This window comes from Aliamphritea spongicola (genome assembly GCF_017051665.1).
Lineage (GTDB): Bacteria > Pseudomonadota > Gammaproteobacteria > Pseudomonadales > Balneatricaceae > Amphritea > Amphritea spongicola.
Genome location: NZ_JAFIDL010000011.1, coordinates 1 through 24,908 on the forward strand (window position 1 = coordinate 1; position 24,908 = coordinate 24,908).

At 48.5% G+C, this 24,908-nt stretch carries 25 protein-coding genes; 21 read left to right on the forward strand and 4 right to left on the reverse strand.

Annotation, left to right across the window (positions count from 1 at the left end):
• The 15 genes from JYB63_RS21515 to JYB63_RS21585 form a co-directional block, all read left to right on the forward strand.
• Positions 1-3,807 (forward strand): cadherin-like domain-containing protein (locus tag JYB63_RS21515; RefSeq protein ID WP_205659996.1); only part of this gene is annotated, 3,807 nt, incomplete at its 5' end.
• A gap of 88 nt (positions 3,808-3,895) precedes the next feature.
• Positions 3,896-6,073 carry a type I secretion system permease/ATPase gene (locus JYB63_RS21520; RefSeq protein WP_205659997.1) on the forward strand — a complete coding sequence of 726 codons (2,178 nt, stop codon included), beginning with the start codon at positions 3,896-3,898 and terminating at the stop codon, positions 6,071-6,073.
• Between the two features lie 6 nt (positions 6,074-6,079).
• Positions 6,080-7,672 carry an HlyD family type I secretion periplasmic adaptor subunit gene (locus JYB63_RS21525; protein WP_243432116.1) on the forward strand — a complete coding sequence of 531 codons (1,593 nt, stop codon included), beginning with the start codon at positions 6,080-6,082 and terminating at the stop codon, positions 7,670-7,672.
• 38 nt (positions 7,673-7,710) lie between these two features.
• A complete protein-coding gene (locus JYB63_RS21530; protein WP_205659998.1) occupies positions 7,711-9,054 on the forward strand; it encodes a TolC family outer membrane protein in 1,344 nt (447 codons plus the stop codon).
• A gap of 175 nt (positions 9,055-9,229) precedes the next feature.
• Positions 9,230-10,120: a tRNA 2-thiocytidine(32) synthetase TtcA gene (gene ttcA / locus JYB63_RS21535; RefSeq protein ID WP_205659999.1), complete on the forward strand. Its 891-nt coding sequence runs from the start codon at positions 9,230-9,232 to the stop codon at positions 10,118-10,120.
• 23 nt (positions 10,121-10,143) lie between these two features.
• Positions 10,144-10,599, forward strand: coding sequence for a YaiI/YqxD family protein (locus JYB63_RS21540; RefSeq protein WP_205660051.1), 456 nt, complete (start codon positions 10,144-10,146; stop codon positions 10,597-10,599).
• Positions 10,600-10,700: 101 nt separating this feature from the next.
• On the forward strand, positions 10,701-11,480 hold the full coding sequence (locus JYB63_RS21545) for an enoyl-CoA hydratase (RefSeq protein ID WP_205660000.1): 780 nt from the start codon (positions 10,701-10,703) through the stop codon (positions 11,478-11,480).
• Between the two features lie 267 nt (positions 11,481-11,747).
• Positions 11,748-12,107 (forward strand): sulfur oxidation c-type cytochrome SoxX, encoded by a 360-nt coding sequence (gene soxX / locus JYB63_RS21550; protein ID WP_205660001.1) that lies wholly within the window; start codon positions 11,748-11,750, stop codon positions 12,105-12,107.
• Positions 12,108-12,140: 33 nt separating this feature from the next.
• Positions 12,141-12,599 carry a thiosulfate oxidation carrier protein SoxY gene (soxY, locus tag JYB63_RS21555; RefSeq protein WP_205660002.1) on the forward strand — a complete coding sequence of 153 codons (459 nt, stop codon included), beginning with the start codon at positions 12,141-12,143 and terminating at the stop codon, positions 12,597-12,599.
• Positions 12,600-12,623: 24 nt separating this feature from the next.
• Positions 12,624-12,938, forward strand: coding sequence for a thiosulfate oxidation carrier complex protein SoxZ (gene soxZ, locus JYB63_RS21560; RefSeq protein WP_205660003.1), 315 nt, complete (start codon positions 12,624-12,626; stop codon positions 12,936-12,938).
• Between the two features lie 40 nt (positions 12,939-12,978).
• Complete coding sequence (soxA, locus tag JYB63_RS21565) at positions 12,979-13,842, forward strand: sulfur oxidation c-type cytochrome SoxA (RefSeq protein WP_205660004.1); 864 nt, start codon at positions 12,979-12,981, stop codon at positions 13,840-13,842.
• An 18-nt stretch (positions 13,843-13,860) separates the two neighbouring features.
• Positions 13,861-14,280: a SoxAX-binding protein gene (locus JYB63_RS21570; RefSeq protein ID WP_205660005.1), complete on the forward strand. Its 420-nt coding sequence runs from the start codon at positions 13,861-13,863 to the stop codon at positions 14,278-14,280.
• A gap of 67 nt (positions 14,281-14,347) precedes the next feature.
• A complete protein-coding gene (gene soxB, locus JYB63_RS21575; RefSeq protein WP_205660006.1) occupies positions 14,348-16,114 on the forward strand; it encodes a thiosulfohydrolase SoxB in 1,767 nt (588 codons plus the stop codon).
• 140 nt (positions 16,115-16,254) lie between these two features.
• On the forward strand, positions 16,255-16,974 hold the full coding sequence (locus JYB63_RS21580; protein ID WP_205660007.1) for a hypothetical protein: 720 nt from the start codon (positions 16,255-16,257) through the stop codon (positions 16,972-16,974).
• 8 nt (positions 16,975-16,982) lie between these two features.
• Complete coding sequence (locus JYB63_RS21585; RefSeq protein WP_243432117.1) at positions 16,983-17,579, forward strand: elongation factor P hydroxylase; 597 nt, start codon at positions 16,983-16,985, stop codon at positions 17,577-17,579.
• A 49-nt stretch (positions 17,580-17,628) separates the two neighbouring features.
• Here the strand turns inward: JYB63_RS21585 and JYB63_RS21590 are convergent, their stop codons facing one another.
• Genes JYB63_RS21590 through JYB63_RS21600 form a run of 3 tightly spaced genes read right to left on the reverse strand, consistent with a single transcriptional unit; the run spans position 17,629 to position 19,261 of the window.
• Positions 17,629-18,111, reverse strand: coding sequence for a copper chaperone PCu(A)C (locus JYB63_RS21590; protein WP_205660008.1), 483 nt, complete (start codon positions 18,109-18,111; stop codon positions 17,629-17,631).
• A gap of 59 nt (positions 18,112-18,170) precedes the next feature.
• Positions 18,171-18,773 (reverse strand): SCO family protein, encoded by a 603-nt coding sequence (locus JYB63_RS21595; protein ID WP_205660009.1) that lies wholly within the window; start codon positions 18,771-18,773, stop codon positions 18,171-18,173.
• Complete coding sequence (locus JYB63_RS21600) at positions 18,773-19,261, reverse strand: hypothetical protein (RefSeq protein ID WP_205660010.1); 489 nt, start codon at positions 19,259-19,261, stop codon at positions 18,773-18,775. Before JYB63_RS21600 ends, JYB63_RS21595 begins: the two co-directional genes overlap by 1 nt.
• 159 nt (positions 19,262-19,420) lie before the next feature.
• Here JYB63_RS21600 and JYB63_RS21605 point away from each other — a divergent pair, with 159 nt between their 5' ends.
• Both JYB63_RS21605 and JYB63_RS21610 read left to right on the forward strand, forming a co-directional pair.
• Entirely contained in the window at positions 19,421-20,755 is a 1,335-nt protein-coding gene (locus JYB63_RS21605; RefSeq protein ID WP_205660011.1) for a deoxyguanosinetriphosphate triphosphohydrolase, read from the forward strand.
• A 32-nt stretch (positions 20,756-20,787) separates the two neighbouring features.
• Entirely contained in the window at positions 20,788-21,153 is a 366-nt protein-coding gene (locus JYB63_RS21610) for a translation initiation factor Sui1 (protein WP_205660053.1), read from the forward strand.
• 220 nt (positions 21,154-21,373) lie between these two features.
• On the opposite strand, the gene JYB63_RS21615 is transcribed toward JYB63_RS21610, so the two are convergent.
• On the reverse strand, positions 21,374-22,366 hold the full coding sequence (locus JYB63_RS21615; protein ID WP_205660012.1) for a methylenetetrahydrofolate reductase: 993 nt from the start codon (positions 22,364-22,366) through the stop codon (positions 21,374-21,376).
• 170 nt (positions 22,367-22,536) lie between these two features.
• Between JYB63_RS21615 and JYB63_RS21620 the strand changes: the two genes are divergently transcribed.
• From JYB63_RS21620 to JYB63_RS21635, 4 genes are all read left to right on the forward strand, one after another.
• Positions 22,537-23,106 carry a DUF1285 domain-containing protein gene (locus JYB63_RS21620; RefSeq protein ID WP_336510918.1) on the forward strand — a complete coding sequence of 190 codons (570 nt, stop codon included), beginning with the start codon at positions 22,537-22,539 and terminating at the stop codon, positions 23,104-23,106.
• Positions 23,107-23,214: 108 nt separating this feature from the next.
• Positions 23,215-23,709, forward strand: a complete 495-nt coding sequence (locus JYB63_RS21625) for a hypothetical protein (protein ID WP_205660013.1) — start codon at positions 23,215-23,217, stop codon at positions 23,707-23,709.
• Between the two features lie 122 nt (positions 23,710-23,831).
• Positions 23,832-24,176 carry a plastocyanin/azurin family copper-binding protein gene (locus JYB63_RS21630; protein WP_205660014.1) on the forward strand — a complete coding sequence of 115 codons (345 nt, stop codon included), beginning with the start codon at positions 23,832-23,834 and terminating at the stop codon, positions 24,174-24,176.
• Positions 24,169-24,549: a hypothetical protein gene (locus JYB63_RS21635; protein ID WP_205660015.1), complete on the forward strand. Its 381-nt coding sequence runs from the start codon at positions 24,169-24,171 to the stop codon at positions 24,547-24,549. The genes JYB63_RS21630 and JYB63_RS21635 overlap by 8 nt, the downstream gene beginning before the upstream one ends.
• Positions 24,550-24,908: the final 359 nt, after the last annotated feature.

The window sequence follows — 24,908 nt, forward strand, 5'->3', positions numbered from 1 at the left end:
GATGCTGTATCAGAGCCGAATGAAAATATCATTGTAGATATTACCTCTATCACAGACAGCGGCGCGTTTGAGAACGTGGAAGAGCATGCTGATAATCAGGTAACAACACTGGTCATTGATGATGACGTTACTACTGTTAGTTTAGTAAGTAGTCCGACTGCACAGGAAGGTGATGCTCTAGACTTCAGTGTTACATTAAGTAATGAGAGCACGACAGCCACTGCAGTAACCATCAACCTGTCTGGTGTAACAGCCACATTAGGTACGGATACTGATACTCCGGTACTTATCAGCTTCAACGGTACTGATTTTACGCCTGTAACCCTTGATGGTTCAGGCAATGCAGTGATCAATGTGCCGGCTGGCGATACCGACTTTACTATACGGGTTCCGACGGTTGATGATGCGGATGATGCTGAAGGGCAGGAAACGTTAACTCTGTCAGCAGAAACTGCCCAGAACGCTTCACCTGTTCAGGGAATCGGTACGATAACCGAACCTGATGCTATAGATGACTATGGTCCGGGTGATCTGGTTGGTTTGCAGAGTGAGTACTACGGTTACGCGCAGGGTCCTGACGGCCCTAACCTGACCCGTATCGCTCAGATTCAAACGTTTATTGATGCCAATAATCCGGATGCAACCTTCCTTGCGAAGCAGGTTTATTACTCAGCGGGTAACGGTAATCTGGGCAACGGGACTAACCTGCAGAATTTCCTCGGTTCTGATGCGGCCACTTTGTCTGCTGATCCGGCTACAACGTCCGATGCCATCATTAAGATGCAGGGTAATATTCAGCTGGCTGCTGGTACCTATAACTTCAGAGTGAACGCGGATGATGGTTACCAGATAAAGATTGACGGTGAAATTGTAGCGATTGTTGATCAGATTCAGGCGCCAAGTAGCGATGTACATCCATCGTTTACCATTACGGAGAGCGGTTCGCATACCATTGAGATCATTTACTGGGATCAGGGCGGGCAGTATGTCTTTGAACCTGAGTTAAGCAGTGATGGCGGTTCTACATACCAGCAACTGAATACGTTCCAGTTGAGTAATGGATTTGGCACACCAGAAGATCAGCCGATAGATTTTACGGCTGCAACATTGCTGGCGAATGATACTGATCCTGAAAACGATACTCTGGTGATAACCGGTGTATCCAATCCTCAGAACGGTACGCTTCAGACGACAACGGATGGCAACGGTAATATCACCGGTATCACGTTTACACCTGATGCTGATTACTTCGGACCTGCGCAGTTTGATTACACTATTTCCGATGGTAATGGTGGTACAGACACTGCGACTGTATTCCTGACAGTTTATCCTGTCAGTGATCTGGCTGATGCGGCTGAGGTTGTTACTGTAGAGTCTAATCAAGCTGCAACCGGTAACCTGCTGGACAATGTAACAACGGATGATGGTCAGCAGTCTTCTGCCAGTGTTGTCAGTTTCACCGTGGCTGGTAGTTCAACTACACATGTTGCTAATGGCAACGTTGTGAATCTGGGGAACAGTATCGGTACAATTTCTGTTGAGTCTGATGGTGAGTATACGTTTACGCCTGTCAGTGGTTACAACGGTACCTTACCGACGATTACTTATGCTGTCACTGACGGTACAGGTACTGTTAATTCAACTCTGCAAATAACCGTTAATCCTAATCAGGCATCTACAAATCTGACGGGTACTACTGCAACCGTCTCTGAAGAAGGTCTGGCAGGCGGTATCAGTGATACCGTTGTCAACGGTGATACTTCACAGGCGCCGGGCGCAACTGATACAACCAACGATGTCTCAGCGACAGGCCAGCTTACTTTCACTGATGTGAATGCAACTGCTCAGCCAGGTAATCAGCCGTTTACATTTACTTTATCCGGACCTTCCGGCATCGAGTCTGACGGTAAGCCTGTTGTATGGACCTGGGATGCAGCCAGCAAAACTCTGACGGGATCTGTTGCTGCTTCCGGCGGCGATCCGGCATTCGATGTAGCAACTCTTGTAGTTGGTGATGTCAGCAGTACTGGTAATAATCATCAGGCGGACTATACAGTTACTTTGTTGGCGCCGATTGATCATGACTCCCAGAGCGTTGAAGATGTTCAGAGTCTGGACTTTGGTTTCACTGTAACAGAAGGCGGTGTGACATCCTCTGCCGGAACATTCTCTGTAGCAGTAGAAGATGATATGCCGGTTGCCGGTGACTTCACTCAGAATCTGGTGATTGATCAGCAGAATACTAACCTGATGTTTATCATTGATAAGTCAGGCAGTATGGGGTGGGGAGCTAATAATCCTAACCAGGCCATTTCAGCATCGAACCCTGAACGTATGGAAGTGTTGCTGAAATCCATCAAAGCAGTAATTGAAGCCCAGCAGGCAGCGGGTGATGTGATGGTTAAGTTTGTCACCTTCTCCAGCTCTGCGACTACACAGACCTGGATGACCGCTTCGGAAGCACTGGCGTTGATTGGTGATGGCAGTAGCGGCAGCCGTAGTAATATCTTCACACCAGGCGGCGGTACAGACTATCAGGATGCATATAATGCTGCCCGTGGTGCGAACGGCTTTACTCAGTCCGGTACACCGGGTGTTGATGGTGCACTGGTTGATGAGCCGGGTGTAGAGGTTAAGAACGTTTCTTACTTCTTATCAGATGGTGAGCCTAACGGTGGTAATGATAACCGTATTAACGGTAATGAGATCAGTACCTGGCGGAATTTCCTGAAGGATAACGAAATTGATTCTCATGCAGTTGGTTTTGCATCGAATATTGACCCTCAGTTCCTGGATCCACTGGCTTATGACGGTGAGTATGCAGCGGAGAACAACTCCCCTGTAAACAATACACTCAACGAAGTTCAGCCAGACCGTGGCGGTATTGTTGTTACCGATCCTGATCAGTTGGCAAATGAGCTGATCAGTACCTTGAGCGAACCGGTAACAGGTAATCTTCCGGGTAGCCTGAATAATGATAAGTTCGGTGCTGATGGTGGTTATCTGCAAAGCATAACCGTTGACGGACAGACATATTCGTATGATCCGGACGGCAATGGTGGCAGCGGTTCACTGACTTTCCCGCCGGGAATGGCGACGACAACCTCCAATCCGGCTGAGCTGATTATCACGACTGATCTTAACGGTTCGTTCCTGGTGAATTTTGCGACAGGTGAATATGTTTATACACCAAGTAGCAACCTTGCCCTGAATACAGAGGTTACAGAGAAGTTTGGGTATACCTTATCTGATGATGATGGTGATCAGACAACGGGTAACTTTGACCTGCAGATTGGCCGGGGTAAAGATAATAACAATGACGGTATTATCGACCATGTTACACCAGGCAATGAAACTGCATTCAGTGACCGTATTGTAGGCACTTCAGGAGCAGATACTATTAATGGTCAGGCAGGTAATGATGTCATTATTGGTGGAGCTGGCAATGATATTCTGACCGGCGGTGCTGATGATGATATCTTCGACTGGAATGCCGGTGATCAGGGTACAACAGCAGCGCCTGCGTTTGACCGTATTACTGACTTCGATGTTGCCAACGATAAGATTGATTTGTCTGACATGCTGGACGATATGGGCATTACTGACGGTACTGACTTATCAACCTATCTGGATTTCCAGGATTCGGTTGACGGTGTGGTACTGAATGTTTCCAATTCGTCCAATGAAGTTCAGCAACAAATCCGTTTTGATGGTCAGAGTCTGAGTGATTTGCAAAGCGCAACAGGCACTGCAAATGAGACAGAATTGCTCAATAAACTTGTGAACGATACTACTTTAATAGTTTAATACACGAAGGAGATAAGCCCCGCTGTTTTGTTTGAATGAAGCAGCGGGGATTTTACATGGATCAAAGTTTCGATGGAGTCTTTATAAAGTGACGCAGTTAGACGCTGACTGGGCAGTTGGTTCACAGCAGGAGCATTTTGTCGACCCTTTGCTTGATGCGCTAGTATCTTTATCCAGATATTACGGTATGCCGGCTTCCGCCGATTCTCTGACCAGTGGTTTGCCTCTTGTTGACGGCCAGTTAGATGTGGAACTCTTTCCTAGAGCTGCAGAACGTGCCGGTCTTGCTGCACGTCTTGCCCGACAAAATCTTTCTCAGATACATAACCTGTTATTACCCTGTGTCCTACTGCTCAAGGGAAGGCGCTGTTGTATTCTTCTTAAAGTGGATCACGAGAAAGGCGAAGCGCATATCCTTCAGCCTGAAGTGGGTGATGGTGAGATGATCCTGCCAATAGATGAGTTGGCAGACAGTTTTACCGGCAATGTATTTTACGTTAAGAAGAAATATCAGTTCGATCAGCGCAGCCCGGAAGTACTGGGTGATAAAAAACAACACTGGTTCTGGGGAACGGTCATGCAGGTCATGCCGATTTACCGGGATGTATTGGTTGCTTCATTGCTGATTAACTGTTTCGCTGTAGCATCACCTCTGTTTGTAATGAACGTTTATGACCGGATTGTTCCCAATCTGGCTTTTGATTCATTATGGGTGCTGGCAGTCGGGGTTTCACTGGTATTTCTGTTTGATTTTCTGTTACGAAAACTCCGCTATTACTTTATCGATGTTGCCAGTAAAAAACTGGATCTGCAGCTATCGGCGAAAATCTTTTCCCGGGTTATGGGTATTCGCCTGGAAGCCAGGCCGCTGTCTGTCGGGGCGTTTGCGAATAACCTGCAGTCTTTTGAAGCGATCAGGGAATTCATTACATCGGCGACGATCAGTGCGCTTGTGGATTTACCCTTTACGATTATTTTCTTACTGGTTATCTGGGCGGTAGGCGGACCTCTGGTTGTTATTCCTATCGTTGTGATTGTCATTCTGTTGGGCTATAGCATGTACTTGCAGAAGCCTCTGGCGCAGCAGATTGAGTTGACATCCAAGCTGTCTTCGCAAAAGCAGGCCACCCTGATTGAGGGCTTATATGGTATTGAAGCCATTAAGATTACTGATTCCCAAAGTAAGTATCAGGTGCTTTGGGAGCAGTCGATCAGTGAAATGGGTAAGCATGATATTAAAACCCGCCGGTTAACAAACAGTGCCTCAAGTCTGTCCAGTTTCTTACAGCAAATGATGACAGTGGCAGTGATTATTCTGGGTGTCTATCTGGTGGCAGCCGGTGAATTAACGATGGGTGGTATTATTGCCGCGGTGATGCTTGGTGGCCGGGCCGTTGGACCAATGGCACAGGTTTCATTACTGGCTACCCGATATAATCAGGCAAAGTCTTCTATGACCCTGATTAATCAGGTAATGGAAATGCCGCTTGAACAGGAGGAAGGACGTAAGTACGTCAGTCATTCCAAGCTGGACGGCAAGATTGAATTTGATAACGTGAGCTTTTCCTATCCGGGCTTTGAATCCACTGCACTTAACAATATCAGCTTTACAATTAATCCCGGTGAACGGGTTGCGCTGATCGGCAGTATTGGCGCAGGTAAAAGTACTCTGGAAAAACTGATTCTGGGACTGTATGTGCCGACGGAAGGGGATATCCGGATTGATGGTGTTAATATCCAGCAACTGCATCCTGCAGAATTACGCCGTAATATCGGCTGCATCACTCAGGATACTCAGCTTTTCTTTGGCAGTATCCGGGATAATATCGTGCTGGGTACGCCGTTTGCGACTGACCAGGCGTTGTTACGGGCTGCTGAGTGGGGCGGTGTAACTGAATTTACCAATCATGATCCTGACGGACTCGAGCGGCAGGTTGGTGAAGGCGGCCGTCAGTTGTCAGGTGGCCAGCGTCAGGCTGTTGCAGCGGCAAGGGCGATGATCATGGATCCGCCGATTTTTGTCCTCGATGAACCGACCAGCCAGCTGGACAGACGTTCGGAACAGCGGCTACTGGAACAGCTGAAGAAACTGGATGAGAGTAAAACAATTTTCCTCAGTACGCATAAATCAAGCATGCTGGATGTTGTAGACCGTATTATCGTGCTGGAAAAAGGCCGTCTGATTGCCGACGGACCGAAGCTGGAAGTGATCAACTGGCTGCGTGAAGGCGGCCCCCGAAGCGGCCAGGCGCAGCAGAGAGGATAAGGGTTGATGACAAAGCAACAGGACTATTCAGCAAACGTACAGTCGTCACTTGATAAAGATGTGGCCGGTATTCGTGATGCAGATGCTGAAGTTAATAAAAATGAAGCAGTTAACAGCATGAATGAAAAGCCGGAAGGCTCCGAAAGCAAAGCACCGGCAAGTGCGAAGCAGGTGTTGTCTGAAATGTCTCAGGCATCGAAGATAGCCAAAAAAGATAATGTCAGCGTAGATCCGGAACTGCATGAGTTTATCGATAGTGCAGCTGAAGCTGTGCTGTTGGATACGCCACGCAGTTCCCGTGTGTTACTGTGGGCGGTTTTTGCGTTTCTGATGGTGATTGTTGTCTGGGCGTATTATGCGGAACTGGATGAAATTACCCGTGGCGAAGGCAGTGTTATACCTTCGCAGCAACTTCAGGTTGTGCAGTATCTTGAAGGCGGAATAGTTGAAGAGATTTTTGTAAAAGAAGGTCAGGAAGTATCGCCGGGACAGCCTTTGGTTAGGGTGGATGATACCCGTTTTCTGTCAGACTTCAGGGAACGTGAACAGGAAGCTGCATTCCTGAAAGTATCGGTCTCCCGGTTACGTGCAGAACTGAAAAGTGTTGATATTAACGATGATGCTGCACCGGATGACTGGCAGGACAATGTAAAGGTCATAGCGTCTCCGCTTGAAATAGAAGACGAGATTCAGGAACAGTTTCCGTTGATGGTAGGCCGTGAGCAGGCACAGCTGGCTGAATATCAGCGTAATTTACGTAACCAGTTAAGTATTATCGGACGGCAGATAGATCAGAAGGTACAGGAGCAGCGGGAATTACAATCGCGCATCAGTCACCTTGAAAGGTCTTACAGTCTGAGTCTTGAAGAGCTGAAAATTACCAAGCCGCTGGCTGAACAGGGAGTAATCCCCAGAATCGAAGTTTTAAAGCTTGAGCGGGAACTGAATGGATTTAAGCAGGAACTGGAAGGTGCCAGGCTTGAAGCGCCAAAGATTAAATCAGGCATTCAGGAAGCTGTTGATAAGCGACGTGAAGTAGCATATGCCGCCCGCTCCGAAAGCTTGGGTAAGCTGAATGAAATGCTGGCCAAACTGAATCAGACCAAAGAAGCGCAGGTTGGCCTGAAGGACAGAGTTGAGCGAACCACAGTCGTTTCACCTGTTCAGGGAACGATTAAAACGTTGTTGGTCAATACGCTTGGTGGGGTTATTCAGCCGGGTATGGATCTCGTCGAAATTGTACCGACAGAAGACCAGCTGTTGATCGAAGCGAAAATTGCACCGAAGGATATTGCATTCCTTCGGCCAGGACTGAAAGCCATTGTCAGGCTGACAGCCTATGATTTTGCCATTTATGGCGGGCTTGAAGGTAAGCTGGAACACATCAGTGCTGACAGTATTGAGGATGAAAAAGGTAACATTTACTATCTCATCAGAATTCGTACTGATAACAGCAGCTTAGCTAAGGGTAAAGATGACTTGCCAATCATTCCCGGAATGATGGCAACAGTCGATATAATGACGGGAAAAAAGAGCGTTTTAGATTATTTACTAAAACCGATTTTTAAAGCTCAACAACGAGCGCTGACGGAACGATGAAACTAACAGGGACCACAGTTCGGGGGGAAAAGGGGAATATGTTAAAACTATCTAGGTATGGCCTGGCAGTGATGTTAGCCTGCGGAGGTGCTGCTCAGGCACAGACTCTGATGGAAGCCGCTGCTTATACGATTGAGAGTTCACCGGATGTTGGCATTATCAAGAGCCAGTATCTGAGCAGGACTAAACAAATCGGTATATCAAAGGCAGGCTATCTGCCGACGGTTGATCTGGCGTTAGGCTACGGCCAGGAATGGACCGACAGTCCAAGCACACGTACGCCGGCAAATGGCCATGAAGATGTTGAACTGACCCGTAAAGAAGCCTCATTAACGCTTTCTCAGCTGTTATATGATGGTAGCCGTACCAACAATGAAGTAGACCGGGTAACCTCTGAAGCGACCGCTCACCGTTATCAGTTATGGTCTGCAGCGGAAAATATCACGCTTGATGTGGCTGATGCTTATCTGAATGTTGTTTTTGCTCAGAATGAACTGGGTCTGGCTGAGCAAAATCTAAATGACCACATTGAAATTCTGGAAGGCATTCGTGAGCGTTCCGAATCCGGTCTGAGCTCCGCATCAGATCTTTCGCAGGTTAAAGGCCGTCTGAGCCGGGCGCATGCTAATTACCTGTCTACAGAAAATAATTTGCTGGACGCCAAAGCGCGGTATTTCAAAATTGTCGGTCTGGAAGCTGAGGATTTACAGGCAGTAAACTCAGTTGATGACAACATGCCGGTTTCATATGAAGAAGCGCTTCAGCATGCTGGTAAGGTTCACCCGACGCTGCAGGCAGCCCGTTTCGATGTCGATGCTGCGGAAGCTCAGTTACGGGTTCAGGATGCAGCATTCCGTCCAGATGTCCGATTAGAACTGGGCGGTACCTGGAATGACGATCTGGATGGTACCGAAGGTCATAATAATGACCGTACCGCCATGATCCGTATGCGTTATAACCTGTTCAATGGTAATGCGGATACATACCGTGAGAAGCAGGCTTACTATCAGTTGATGGAAGCGACCGGAATCGAAGAACGGGCACAGCGTCAGGTTGCTGAAGGCCTCAGCCTTGCGTGGAACGCCTATCAGCTACTCGATAAGCAGATGAGCTTTCTGGCCCAGTATGTCGAAGAAAGCGATAAAACCCTGGTGGCCTATGAACAGCAGTTTGAGCTGAGCCGCCGTACGCTGGTTGACTTGCTGGATGCGGAAAACGAATTATTCGAATCCCGCCGTCAGCTGTTAGCCGCAGAACGTGATCTGACATTGGCAAAGTATCGTGTACTGAATGCGATGGGTGAGCTGTTAGCAGTGCTGAACATTGATCGTTCAAGTGTACTGTCTGCTGAAGAAGTTGAAGAAATCCAGTCACTGAACTGATTTCTGATATATCATATCAAGCACCTTTTCCTAGCGGATCAGGTGCTTTTTTATTGTCTTAAAAATAACTGATCTGTGTCTGCCCAGTTGCAAACTCTGTCTGGCAGAAGTACTGCTAACCACAGGGAATTGGGCTATAATCGCCGCTTTTTAAAATCAACGTGAAAGTAACACCATGAGCGAAGCGCTGGAAAAGGCAAATAAAACCCGTTTGAATAAGCTGCAGAAACGCCTGCGGCGGGAAATGGGGCGTGCCATTGAAGATTTCAATATGATTGAAGATGGCGATAAGGTCATGGTGTGTTTGTCTGGTGGTAAAGACTCATTTGCCATGCTGGACATCTTAATGAATCTGCAAAAAAGTGCGCCGATTCAGTTTGAAATTCTGGCGGTTAACCTTGATCAGAAACAGCCTGGTTTCCCTGAACATGTATTGCCTGAATACCTGTCTGAGGTGGGCGTACCATTTCATATTATCGAGCGTGACACCTATTCCGTAGTGAAAGAAGTAGTTCCTGAAGGGAAAACTACCTGTTCACTGTGTTCGCGGTTACGCCGCGGTACGCTGTATGGTTTTGCAGAAGAAGTGGGTGCTAACAAGATCGCACTGGGCCATCACCGTGATGATATTCTGGAAACCTTTTTCCTGAATATGTTCTACGGCGGTAAGCTTAAATCTATGCCACCGAAACTGGTCAGCGATGACGGAAAAAATATGGTTATTCGGCCATTGGCTTATGCCCGTGAGAAGGATATCGAAGCATATGCACAGTTGCGTGAGTTCCCGATTATTCCATGTAATCTCTGTGGTTCGCAGGATGGCTTACAACGCCAGGTTGTAAAAGACATGCTGCAAACCTGGGATAAAGAACATCCCGGGCGTATAGAAACCATGTTCCGTTCACTGCAAAATGTCGTGCCTTCTCATCTGGCAGATATTGAATTGTTTGACTTTAAAGGTCTGCAGCATGGTTACGCCCACGGTATTGCGTATCCGGAAGGTAAAGGTCTGAAACAGGCAACGCCTGCAGCTATGCCGGAAATGATCGATATCCTGGCGCTCTGATGACTGAACAGCCAATAGCACCTTTGACTGTCTGGGTTGATGCAGATGCATGCCCAAACGTGATTAAAGAAATATTATTCCGTGCGGCGGACCGTAAGCAGATACCCACGGTGCTTGTGGCTAATCAGTTTCTGCGTGTGCCGCAATCTGCCTATATCCGTTCAGTACAGGTAGCGTCTGGTTTTGATGTGGCAGATAACTATATTGCTGCACATTGTCAGGGGGATGATCTGGTCATCACTGCAGACATTCCGCTGGCTGCTGAAGTTGTCGAAAAAGGTGTGCTTGCGATTAATCCCCGTGGGGAGCTTTATACTGCTGAAAACATCCGCCAGCGTCTTAATATGCGGGACTTCATGGCTGAACTGCGAGACGCAGGTATGGTCAGTGGTGGCCCGCCAAAACTTGGCCAGCAGGAGCGGCAGCAATTCGCCAATCAACTGGACCGTTTGCTCACAAAACTGCTTCGTAAGCGTTAAATTCCCATATACATCTTTAGGTGTATTCCTTCGATTTTTACTGCCCGACCGGTATTGATTTGCTAGTTTCATAGCTTCTATTACAGATACGTGAGGAAGCTATGGAACAGTCACTGGTTACTCTTGAGCGTCAGGATGCTTTGGCGGTGTTACGTCTTAACCGCCCGCAGGCGTATAACTCCCTTTCATTAGAATTGCTGGAAGCAATGCAACAAGCGCTGACGACAGTTGCTGACGATGATGAAATTGGCGTTCTCATCATTGCCGGAAATGGCCGGGGTTTCTGTTCAGGCCATGATCTTAAAGAAATGAGCAGTGCTGACGACAGACATTTACACCAGCGAATCTTTGCGACCTGTTCAGCGGTAATGCAACAGATAGTTGCTTTACCCATACCAGTGATTGCACAGGTACACGGTATTGCGACCGCAGCCGGTTGTCAGCTTGTTGCCAGTTGTGATCTTGCTGTTGCAGCGAAAACTGCAAGGTTTGCTACGCCGGGGGTAAACATTGGTTTATTCTGCTCAACGCCCATGGTCGCGCTTAGCCGGGCAGTCCAGCCTAAACATGCAATGGAAATGCTATTGCTGGGGGAGATGATCAGTGCACAGCGGGCAGCAGAGATTGGCCTGATTAACTGGCATGTTGAAGAATCTGAGCTGGAAAACTTTACGTTTGAAGTTGCCGGCAAAATAGCAGCACATTCCAGAGCCGCAGTCAGGTTAGGAAAGAAAGGTTTTTATCATCAGATTAACCAGGCCTTACCCGACGCATATAACCATTGCAGCCAGTTAATGACTGACAATATGCAACTGGATGACTGTGCGGAAGGCATTGATGCTTTTATCCATAAACGTCATCCAAACTGGTCACACCGCTAAATCAGCACAAAAATTACGGTCTACATGCTTGTTAGCCGGTCAACGGGTCTGGTACATTTAGCCTTATGAAATTTTATAGCTAAAAATTGTTTATATATTCTTTTTGGTTATATTTTATTCTTATCAGCTATAAGTTTTCAGATCACGACCGCTAAAAGCCTCATCTTTTGCCCTGTTTCGTGAATGTAAAACAATAAAAACAGTATGCAGGTCTGGCGGATCAGAGTACCCCGTCGGGCTATTAATATGCACGACGGAGGGATTTCGATGCATAAGCAATACATCTCAATGTTTGTGGCAGGTGCCGTGTTATCCCTGGCTGGAAGTGTGCAGGCAGCAGCTTCAGATGCGCTGATAGAGCAGGGGCGGGATGTTTTCCTGAACAAATCCAAGGGTAACTGCATTTCCTGCCACCAGATCAATGATCCGGATGCCAAACTAGCCGGTAATCAGGGGCCACCTATGATTGCAATGGCACAGCGCTTTCCGGATAAGCGCAAGCTGCGTGCCCAGATCTGGGACGCGACGGTTAACAATCCTTTAACTATCATGCCACCGCTGGGCAAGCACTGGATTCTCTCAGAGGATCAGATTGATGCCGTGGTTGAGTATATTTATCAGTTTTAAGTGACGTTTTAAGACGTATTTGAGGACAGAATTATGACAATGCATCGTCGTACTGTGGTTAAAGCTATGCTTGCCTGCAGTGCTTTAGTGGGTTTAGGTGCGGTAATTCCCGGCGCAGCTTTTGCTGCCCGAAATAAGGACGCTTTCAGTTCAGATGATCAGGCAAAGGCAATGCAGGCATTGTTTGATGCTGAACCGGCTAACAGCACCGATATCGTGCTTAAAGCCCCGAGTATTGCGGAGAATGGCGCGGTTGTGCCGGTGACCGTCAGCACGGAAATGGCCAATGTAGAAAGCATCAGCATTTTTGTTGCGGATAATCCGACCCCTCTGGTCGCAGAATTCATGATTCCTGCCGGCACTCAGGCCAGTGTTGCGACACGTATCCGGATGGGCAAAACCTCAACCATAACAGCCGTTGTTAAAGCCGACGGCAAGTTATTCAGCACTGCCCGTGAAACCAAAGTCACCATCGGTGGCTGCGGCGGTTAAACGAATATAACGGAGAGTTTTCCCATGGCGGGTATTTTTAAAGTTAAAGCAAAAGCTAAAGACGGTATGACCAAGGTAAAGATGCTGGCAAAGCATGTAATGGAAACCGGTCAGCGTAAAGATAAGAAAACCGGAGAAGTGATTCCGGCCAAGTTTATTCAGGAAATTACCGTGCAGCACGGGGGCAACACAGTTTTTTCCGGACAGTTAGGGACTGCTGTGTCTAAAAACCCGTATTTTTCTTTTACCTTCGCCGGCGGTGCCAAAGGTGAAGAGCTGTCTATCAGCTGGATAGAGAATACCGGTACATCTGCAACTGAGACAGCCAAAATTAAGTAGGTCTGGTGTTGCGGATAAGCGCATATTGCGGAGAAGGATTATGAGAATAATAACAGGCTTAGTTACCGCCGGAATGCTGTCACTGGGATTGCCGCTGCAGGCTGCCGATAGCGGGTTTAACCTTGAAACTGTTAATCCCGAAGCAGATCGGCTGGCATTACAGGCGTTTTATCAGAAACGCTATCCCGGGGTAGCAATCGACGATTACGTTAACGGCATTTATGCACTGGATGCTGAATCCAGAGAGCAGTGGGAGGAAATTGAAGAATTTCCACCTTATGAGTTTTCCATTGAGGAAGGCGAGGAATTATTTAATACCCCATTCGCCAATGGTAAAAGCTATGCCGACTGCTTTGAAAACGGAGGTGTTGGTATCCGCCAGAATTTCCCTTACTGGGATAAAGAAGACGGAACCGTTAAAACGCTGGAATTTGCCATTAATGAATGCCGTGAGGATAACGGTGAAAAGCCGCTGAAATGGGGCAAGGGTGACATCGCCCGTATCTCCGCATATATGGCCTGGACCTCCAGAGATAACGTTTTCGACATTCAGATTCCTGAAGATGACAGCCGGGCTTTACAGGCGTATCTGGATGGTAAAAAGTTCTTTTATACCAAGCGTGGTCAGCTGAATCTTTCCTGTGCGAACTGCCATTTGCAGGGCTCAAATATCCGTATCCGTGCGGATCTGCCGGGGCCGATGCTTGGGCAGGTCACTCACTGGCCAGTGTTCCGTTCCAAGTGGGGTAACCTGGGTACTCTGCATCGCCGATATGCCGGTTGTCACCGTGATTCCCGTTCCAAGCCATTAAAGCCGCAGGCTGAAGGGTTCCGTAATCTGGAATACTTCCAAACCTATATGAGTAACGGTTTAGTGGTCAATGGCCCCGGTGCCCGTAAGTAAAGGCTGCAGGAGATAAACATGAAAAAAGTAATGATCTTATGCGCCGCAGTCTTATTCAGTCAGGCGGTAGCTGCTGAAACATACCAGGAGGCTTTCAATAAAGCCCGTGCGATGTACGGTAAAGGGCATGAGTTTCAGTGGCAGGGTAAAACCTATAAAACACTGCACGAAGAAGAAATTGAAGCCGATGTTGATGCGACTGAAGCTAATGCCAAAGCCTTGCTGGATAAAGCGATCGCCGCCAACAAGAAAGTTGCTGATGTAGGGTTTGAGTGGAAACTGACCGGTGGCTTGCTGAAAAAGTCAGCCCAGGCGATTGAGGCCGGGGACTACCGTAAAGCGCTGGATCTGGCTGCTCAGGCGAAATACCACGCCCGTATCGGGCTGGCACAGTATGAATATGCCGAAGCGAACTGGTATAAGGCTGTGCCGCAGTAACAGCATTTAAATACACTTTATAAACGCCCAAATCAGTTGGGCGTTTTTATTTCAGAGAGATACAAGCATGTCGATGACGCGACGGGAATTCGCGCAGTTACTGGGGCTGGCCGGCGCCGCAGGATTACTGCCGTTACAGGGATTTGCAGCAAAGAAGCAGCCTGCAGATATGTATGAACTGGCTAACTTTGGTAATGTCCGGCTGCTGCATATGACGGATTGCCATGCCCAGTTACAGCCGGTGTATTTCCGCGAGCCGAATGTAAATTTGGGCGTCGGGAACGCCTGGGGTAAAGCACCGCATCTGGTGGGGAATCATTTACTGGAGCATTTCTCAGTACGTCCGGGCACCATGGAAGCCCATGCATTCAGCTGTCTGAACTTCCAGAAGGATGCCGGCCGTTACGGGAAGGTCGGTGGATTTGCGCATATCCGTACTCTGGTGGAACGTTTACGGCAAAGCTATGGCAGTGAGCATACGCTGCTGCTGGATGGCGGTGATACCTGGCAAGGATCGGGTACGGCATATAAAACCCGCGGCATGGATATGGTGAAAGCCGCGAATTTGCTTGGGGTGGATGTGATGACCGGTCACTGGGAATTCACCTACCATCAGCAGGAAATACTGCAAAATATAGCTGCTTTCAACGGTGAGTTTCTGGCGCAGAATGTCTTTATTACAGAAGATGCGCTGTTTGAAGGGGCTGACGAATATGTCTTTGATGAAGACAGTGGCCGTGTATTCAAGCCCTATACGATCCGTGAAATGGGCGGTGCCCGTATAGCGGTGATCGGTCAGTGTTTTCCGCGCACTAAGATAGCCAATCCGGCCCGGTTTATTCCTGACTGGACCTTTGATATCTACGATGAAAATCTGCAGGCGCTGGTCGAAGAGGTTCGTCAGACAGAATCTGTAGACGCTGTCATTCTGCTCTCCCATAACGGCATGGATGTTGATCTGGAACTGGCCCGGCGGGTCAGTGGCATTGATGTCATTCTGGGCGGTCATACCCATGACGGTATGCCGGCTCCCTCACTGGTGAAGAACAGTGGCGGTACAACGCTGGTCTGTAATGTCGGTTCTAACGGAAAATTCATCGGTGTGATGGATCTGGATATCCGTAACGGTAAAGTTCAGGATTACCGCTACCGTCTGTTACCGGTGTTTTCTGAGCTGCTACCCGCTGATGCTGAAATGCAGCAACTGATTACAGATATCCGGGCACCGCATATTGACTGGTTGCAGGAAGAACTGGCGGTCGCTGACGAACTGATGTTCCGGCGCGGTAACTTTAATGGCACCTTTGATCAGTTGATCTGTGATGCGCTACGGGAGCGGCAGGATGCCCAGATATCCCTTTCTCCCGGATTCCGCTGGGGAACGACTGTCCTGCAGGGACAGATGGTGACGATGGAGCACGTACTCGATCAGACCTGTCTGACCTATCCGGAAACCTATGTTCGGGACATGACCGGTGAAGAACTGAAGCTGATTCTGGAAGATGTGGCAGATAACCTGTTTAACCCGGATCCGTATCTGCAATCCGGCGGAGACATGGTCAGAGTAGGCGGGTTTGATTACGTTTGTGATCCGTTGGCATCAATTGGTAACCGTGTATCACAGATGACATTGGATGACGGTACTCTGATCGAAGCCGGTAAAACGTATAAAGTGGCCGGCTGGGCAACGGTGGGAGCGCGTTCTGAAGGGGCTGATATCTGGGATGTGGTCGCTGATTATTTGCGGGACCATCAGACTGCCCGTGTCACGAAGCTGAATACGCCTAAGTTGCTCAATGTTAAAGGTAATCCGGGTATTACAGATTACGGCTAGTCACGGCTGAAGCTGATATAAATCAGGCCGGCTTATTGCCGGCCTGTTTGTTCCCGGACAGCGGTTGGCGGCGGCAGTCGAGTTGTTTAGAATGATCCGGCGTTACAGCATTTTTTTATTTTCCGGAGGCTTTATCTTTTATGAAGTATCAGCGTCTTTTAAGCGGTCTGGCTTTTGCCATGATACTGACTGGCTGTAACGGTGCGAATGTCCAGCCGGGTGCAACCGGGCAGGAGGGGGCGCCTGCTGGTACTGAATCCCTGGCCGGAACAGCGCAGGCTCCGCAGCCTGTTTCTCCTGCGAGAGTTTCACCTGTCCAGATGGAAGCGCTGGAAAATATTAACAGCCGCATAACTCTGCTACAGGAACAGGTGTTGCAGCTTAAAGTTCAGAACGGTGCGCTGGCTGAACGCAGTCAGTTGCTGCTGACACAGTTTCAGGTGCTGGCGCAGGACGTGAAGATGAATAACCGTGGTCAGAGCGGAATTTCAGCGGAACAACAGGCACAGCCTGCTCCCGGAACTGATCAGCTGATTCGTCGTCTGGACCAGCAGCTGATGGAGCTGGAGCAGTTGTCACCGGCTCTGGGGGGCGGAAATGCGTTTCGTCTGGCCACCACGTACACGGCCAAGCGGCAATGGATTCTGGTGCGTTATAACCGTTTAACCGGTGAAAGCTGGATTTCCGAAGGTGGCAGTTGGGTGCCTTTGGGGGATGATTATGAATTACCTATTTCCGAATATGAGATTCAGATCTCCAGTGCCGCTGCAGATGCAAAAGGCTATGTGGCCGCACGGATTGATAATAACACCGGTGATACCTGGTGGCTGAATGACCAGCAGTGGGTGTCGTACGAATAATGTCAGATATGAATGTACAAATGCCCGCTGCGACAGATCTTTCAGTGTTGCAGCAACTGCATGCACCGTCAGTTCCTCTGGATGATGACGTAGAGCGCCTGGTAGATGTTTTCAATCGCTGCTTTGCCGTCAGTCATAATACGATACTGGTGAGCGGCGACGACGAACCGGTCTATCTCCCGGCAGATGAAACATGTGAATATCACCGGATTATTTTTGCCCATGGTTTTTTTGCCAGTGCATTACATGAAATCAGTCACTGGTGTGTTGCAGGCCCTCAGCGCTGGTTGCTGGAAGATTTTGGTTACTGGTATAAACCGGATGGCCGCAGTGCAGAAGAGCAGGCGGAGTTCGAACGGGTTGAAGTGAAACCGCAGGCATACGAATGGTTGTTCAGCCATGCGGCCGGTCGTAAGTTTCATTTCAGTGCAGATAATCTGGCCAGTGATATCGGCGCCAGTGAAACCTTTAAAAACAATGTGGTTGCACAGATTCAAACGTTTTTGCAGCAAGGCCTGCCGTCACGGCCTGCAATGTTGATGGATACATTGCGCAAAGAGTTTGGCAGTGAATTGCCTCAGCCAGCAGATTTCTCACTGGCCTAAAAAAGGCCGATCCGGATTAACTGATCAGCCTTCAGCGGTTCTTTTTAAATCAGTGGGTGTGTTTTTTACCCATCGCAGACATCACCGTTTTAACCGGTACCGTCAGTTCCTGTTTGCTGCCATCATCAAATTCCAGTGTCAGGTCAATGGTGTCACCCTCGGCCAGTGCTTTTTTCAGGCCAATCAGCATGATGTGATGGCCACCAGGCTTCAGTACGACCCGTTCTTTAGCAAACATTGTGATTTGCGGGATCTGGCGCATCTGCATTTCACCGTTTTCCCCGTGCTTATGGGTATGCATTTCCACTGTTTCAGCAACAGAGCTGTCCGCTCTGATCAGCGCTACCTGTTTTTTACCAGTATTGTTCAGCTCCATGAATGCAGCACTGTTCATCTGCCCCGGTGGGACTGCACGGGCATACGGATGGTCAACTTCAATTTCGGCAAGTACTGAACCGCTGACGGTCAGCCCGCCTAACAGTAATCCGGTAGTTAACAGACGCTTTAATGACTGTGGAAATAGCTGGCGCATACGGGTTCCTTTTATGCAGTGTGTACTGATGCGGTTTATGTGCGGTAAATAATTAAATGTCAGCCGTTAGCCAGTAACTCGCGAATGGCGGCTACGACCCCGTCCGGCGGTGTGCCGTGGGGCAGGGCTTTACTGAACTGGCCCTGCTGGTCAATCAAATAGGTACGGGATGAATGATCCACGGCGTAGCCCATGGCAGAATCTCCCATATCGACAATCTTATAGAAGGCACCATAGCGTTTTACGATGTCGTCGATGGCGCTGCGTTCGCCAGTCAGGCCGACCATGGTCGGAAAGAAAAAGTTACTGTACTGGGCCAGTTTCTCCGGGGTATCCCGTTCAGGATCGACACTGATAAATACTGGCTGTACACCGGCAGCTTCTTCCGGATTCAGATTTTTAAGGGCCTGGGACATAATGGCTAAAGAGGTAGGGCATACATCCGGGCAGGATGCGTAACCAATGTACATGGCCACCACTTTGCCGCGGTAATCAGACAGCGACACAGGACCGGCTGCAGACTGCAAGGTAAAGTCGCCACCCAACTGATTCAGGCCGTTATTGCCGGACTTTTTGGGTGACATATATAGCGCGACAGCCAGTCCGGTCAGCAGACACAGCGTCAGAATTAGCAGGTTTCGCAGGGTAGAAAATGACGTCATTATTTTGCCTTAAATCCGAACCGTGTCGTTACTTTACCTTTAGGCGTATCCATCAGAACGGTCGCCTCCCATAACATCTCTCCGGTGGTACAGGCACCGAGTATTGCCTGGCCACGGAACAGGCCTGACTGGTTTTCAGCCGGTGAAAACAATGTCTGGTTCGGCCCCATAAACATATCAACACCCTGTAAATCCAGCAGGACATTACTGGATTCTATACCTTCTACCTTAACCTGCCAGTCGGTGGGTTGCAGGGAAGAGACTTGGCCGGATACCGGTTCCAGTGTAATGCTGAAGCCGTCGCCCTGTGCGGTACAGGCGGTCTGAGCAACATCACAATTGGCTGCGCTAAGTTCAATTTCTGCCGGTTCCAGCAGGTTAAACCGTTCGGCAAACAGCCATAAAACAGTCAGCGCTGCGATCAGCAGTAATATGCTGAGTAAAGACAACAGGGATTTCTTGCCGTGAGACAGGGTATTACTGGTCATGGGATTACATCTAATATTCAGAATATGCCTGTATTATCCTTATAAATCTGTCAGATAGCTATGTGGCAGATTGTCGCAAGGTTGCCACAGTTGCATTTGGCAGGTGACTTGGCTACCGTCAGAAAGACATCAGCACACCTGTACACAAGGAAATCATACATGGTTATGCAATGGGATCGGTTACTGACAACGAAACGGTACGGCCACGAACAGGTTACCCCGGAAGAGATAGGCAGAAGTCACTTTCATAAGGACCATGACCGTATCATTTTCTCCAGTGCATTCCGCCGGCTGGGGCGAAAAACCCAGGTGCATCCTCTGGCCCTGAATGATCATATCCATACCCGCCTTACTCACAGCATAGAAGTGGGCAGTGTTGGCCGCAGCCTGGGAATCCGTGTCGGTGAGCTGTTACAGGATCAGTTGCCGCACTGGGTTTCTGCATATGACCTGGGGACCATCGTACAGTCAGCCTGTCTGGCCCATGATATCGGTAATCCGCCGTTTGGCCATGCCGGTGAATATGCGATTCGGGACTGGTTCAAACATAAAGCCGGTGCTCAGTTGTTGGAGGGCGTAACTGAGTTACAGCGCAAAGATCTGGAAACCTTTGAAGGTAACGCGCAGGGTTTTCGGGTGGTAACCCGTATTGAGAACCATCTCTTTAACGGTGGCCTGCGTCTGACATTTCCTACGCTTGGCACCTTGCTCAAATATCCATGGACCGTTGAAAACGCCAGCCCTAAGGGTAAATTCAGCTGTTTTCTGACCGAGCTGGAAATTATGACCAGTCTGAGCAAAGAGCTCGGTCTGGTGCAGTTAGGTGATAATCATTGGTGCCGGCACCCCCTGACGTATCTGATGGAAGCAGCGGATGATATCTGTTACGCCATACTCGATCTGGAAGATGCCATAGAGCTGAATATACTGGGCTTCGACGATATCAAACCGATCCTGCTCCAGCTGTGTGGCGACCTTGAATATGATGATGCAATTTTTGCGACCCAGGCATCTGCCCGCCGTAAAATCTCTGCACTGCGGGGTAAAGCCATGGAGAACATGGTGGAATCAACCGTTAAGGCGTATATGGAAAATCTGCCGCTGATTATGAACGGTGAGTACCGGGGTGAATTACTCAGTGACGGCAGTACCGATGTTCGTGACGGATTGCAGAAAGCAAAAGCTATGGCCCGTAACCGGGTATTTCCGGATAACCGTAAAGCTGAGCTGGAAGTCGGTGCTTACAGTACACTGGGTACTTTGCTGGATGCATTTTGTGCGGCGGCCTATGAATTGCACTGCGGAGGACACGAAAACCTCAGCTATCGCAGTCAGAAAATCATCAGTCTGATGGGCATTCACAGTCCTCAGCCGGAATGGGATTTGTACCCATCCTATATGCGGGTACTCGATTTCATCGGCGGGATGACTGATAATTACGCCGCCTATCTGGCCCGGCAAATTGGTGGAATGGTCAATTCCCGTCCGGGCTGAGTTTTATAATTCTGGAGTATTGAACAGTGTCCATGCGTGATCAGTTAAGTGGCTTGGTATTTTCAACTGAGAAAGGGCAGATGTGTCCGGGCTGTCAGCAGGCGCTGGATGAGTGTGCCTGTGATGCCCTGGCTGAAGAACAGCGCCTTGAACAGCTGGACGGCATTGTGCGAATTCGCCGTGAAACAGCCGGCCGTAAAGGTAAGGGCGTTACCACGGTGACCGGCGTACCGCTGGCGGAAAAACCGCTGAAGCAACTGGCGAAAAAGTTAAAGCAGCAATGCGGTACCGGTGGTTCGGTAAAAGAAGGTGTTATTGAAATTCAGGGAGATCACCGGGGCACCTTAAAGCTGGCGCTGGAAAAACAGGGCTATACCGTCAAGCTGGCAGGCGGCTGAGCTTTTAACCGGGGAAGGATAGAGCATGAAGAAATCTAAACGTATTTGTACAACCTGCCTGATGTTGCGCTTCATGCTGGTGTTTCTGGCGTGTGTGGGTGTTTTTCTGCTGAACGGCGTTTATCAGTTTTGGGGATGATCTTCCGGTTTTCATGTTGTTATAAAAAAAACGCCCTGCAATTGCAGGGCGTTTTGTTTTCAGGCTGTATTTCATGATGCCTCAGGCAATGTTAGCCAGTGGTGGTGCATCAAAATCCTGCAAGTGCTGTTCAGCCAGGTTCAGTTCCAGAGTTGCCTTTAGTAACTTGAATAAACGGATGGTACCGTCGATTTCTTCTTTACGGTTTGTCAGGCTTTCAATGTTCAGCCCTAAGGGAATCTCCAGTTCTGCACAGGCATCAATAATCTGTTGCAGGTTATTCCGGCATACCCGGATGGATTCGGCCAGCGGGTTAGTTGCCCCGAGAATCCTGTTGCGGGTTGCCTCAGGCACGGAAATGCCCAGCCACTGCATAAAGTCCAGGGTCTTTTCACTGCCGCAGGGGCTGAAGGTCAGAATCAGGCGCTTAGGCTGTAAATTCTGGCGGCGGCATTCCGCGGCATAATCCTTACACAGCTGAATTGTCGCTTCAGGGTTGTACACCGCTTGAGTGATGAAATAGTCACAGCCCTGGCGGGTCTTTTCAATCAGCCGTAAATGTTCATTGGCTTTGTTGGCGTGCCGTTCCGCGATCGCCACGCCACCAAGGTGAAAATCCAGTGGGTGTTGTTTTAAAGCATCATAGGCTGCCGGCAGGGGGAAGTTACTGCTCTGACTGGTTGCCGGGCTACCGACGAGTACTAAATCCCGCACGCCGTTCGGGCTCCATGCCTTATCCAGCCACTGATCAAACTCCAGGCGATTTTCTTCAGCAGCGCTTTTATACGTGATGACCGGCAGGCCTGACGTCGTACGCAGCAGAGCTGAATATTCCCGGGAATCATGGGTGCGGCAGAAAGGAAATGGTCGGGGCTCAGGATTACGGGATGTCTCATCCTGAATGTCATAGACCACCAGACCGTCATACTCGATGTTTTCCAGGCGCTTAACCAGCTTAGCGGCAATGGTCTGCATCTCTGACATCGCAACCGTACGCTTGGGTGGCGTGGTGCCGATGAAGTAAACTCCACGGCCTGGATCGCTGAATTTTGTCTTAAGAGATGATTCGAACATGATAGTTTCCGCTATGCTTTATTTAACTGCGGACAAGTTTAACAATGAACTCAATTCATGTAATCGGAAAAACGCTTGAAATTATTTTGATTAAAAGTGAATGGCGTTAATGTAACTTGGCGAAAACTTAATATGCCTGCCTGAGCGCAGGGTTGTTTCAGGAAATACCCGTGGCTAAGAAGAAGTTAGATCTGGCAGAAGTCGCCGGTCAGTTAGAAGCACATAAAAAAACACGCTCACTCCCGCCGGTGCATCTGTGGAAGCCGGATTTCAGTGGCGATATTGATATGCAGATCCGTGCAGACGGTACCTGGTGGCACGAAGGCGGACAGATTAAACGTCCGGCGATGGTCACCATGTTTGCCAGTATTCTCTGGCACGAGAATGACGAATACTTTCTGGTTACCCCGGTGGAAAAAGTACGCATTCAGGTTGAAGACGCTCCCCTGTTTGTGACTGAACTGCAGGTGGAAGAAGAGAACGGCTTGCAGGTATTACAGTTTATAAGCAGCACAGAAGATGTAATTACCGCCGGTGTTGATCACCTTCTCAGGGTGGAAACCGATCCGGAAACCGAAGAACCGTCCCCTTACATCATGGTGCGTTACGGAATGGAAGCCCGTATAAACCGAAATGTTTTCTATCAATTGGCTGAGCTGGCTTATGAAGTTGAGATTAACGGCCAGCAACACCTGATGGTGGACAGTGCCGGCATGCAGTTCAGCTTAGGGACTTTTTGAAAGCAGGTTAGCTATATTTGTGAGCTTGCAAACTACTGACTGTTTGATGGGAGTTGTCAGTGAGGGAGAGATCTCTTGCTGCTAAATTAGATCAAAGGAATGTTATCGATGTTATCAAACATGATGTTCTCTTCTGCTGCTGTGAAAGTAAATCTGGCTTTTGCCGTTGCCTTTGTGTTTCCTGTATTTATGTATCTTCCGTATGGGAATTACATAGAAATTACGGGTTTAACACATATAGTAATCTCTTTTTTTTCTGTGTTAGCGACAACAGGAGCTTGCTGGTTCTCTTTGCATTGCCTGTCGAAGCGTGTTGACTACAGATTCTCAAATTTCTTTTTTTATTATTTTTTAATAGGAAATATTTTGGCGTCAATACATTTGCTAAAACAAACCTATGATGTGATTTTTCCAAAAGAGACGGAGTTTAGCTCTATGGAAAATATCATGGGAAGTATTGGTACAGAGACGCATACTATTGAAATTCTGATGAGTTCAGTATTACAGCATAGTAAGTCAATGCTGTTGCTGGGTTTGCTTTTCACTTTAATTCAAAACTGTTGGTACCTGGGTAAGAAATTGCGTGCTAGTTTTGTTAACTAAGTTCTTAAGGCATTTTTATTCTGCTTAATCGGATTTAGATTCATTTTTAAGGCACTCAGTTTTGAGTGCCTTTCTTGTTTTTGGTCAAGGCAACGTTTTATCCGCGCGTGAATAATAGGCGTATGAAAAGATTACTCCTACCTCTGTGTGTGTTGGCGCTGAACCTGCAGCTGGTGATGGCTGAAACCGTTCAGGTTGATATCGTAAAATTTAAGTTTTCTCCGCAGCAGTTAACAATCAACGCTGGTGATACCGTTGTCTGGACTAACAGGGAGAAGCGTCAGTATCACAATGTCTGGTTTCAGGATTTAGTCAGTGAAGAGCCGGATATCTTTTTTCCTGATGAAACCTACCAACGTACCTTTCCTGATGCAGGTACCTTCAATTATATCTGCGGGCCGCACCCTAAGATGACAGGCAGCATCATTGTTCAGAGTAATTCTAAGGAAGTTAGCAGTCATGAATAAATGTATCCGCGTGTTAGCAGCATCGTCTGCTGTAGCTGTCAGTCTGTTGCTCAGCGGTTGTGGACCTCACCCCAGCTCCGGTAGCTGGGTAAGTGAAAGCGCATCCGTAAACGAATCTGTTTTCAGTTCGGCTAAATTAGAGTTCGACGGGACGGGGAGTTTATTTCCGAACACAGCTGTTGCCGGGCAGGAAAACAGCACGGGATTGCGTTGTGTGTGGCAGGCAAAATCAGCAAATGCTGCGGACCTGGAGTGCCGCGGTGATACCGATGCCAGGATTCGATTTGAGCTTGTGGTTGCTGAAGATGGTGATCAGAACCAGGCCGATTTATTAAAGGACGGTAAGCGGATTGCACGTTTCGTTCGGGGCTAAGCTTTTAGGGCTAATCTTTTAAAGATTAATTTTCAGGAATAAGTTTTCAGGGAAATGAATTCAGACTGACCTGCCAGCTGGCCGCTGGCAGTTTTTATCTTGGCAGCACCAGTATCATTGCTGCACAAAAAATGACGAGTCCTATAAAGAAAGCCGGAAAGCTGATGCCTTTCCATTTTCTTTTCGCTGGGCGGATAGGGGATGTGCATTTAGGGCACATTTTTACGTCACTCTTTACCCGGGTCTGGCAATTTCCACAGATTTTTTCGTCGCTGTTTGCTTCAGTGTTCATCGTATTCAGGTTTTGTCACTGTTGTTCAGAATTACCTGAGCAGTCTGCCACAAATTATGTGTGAGAG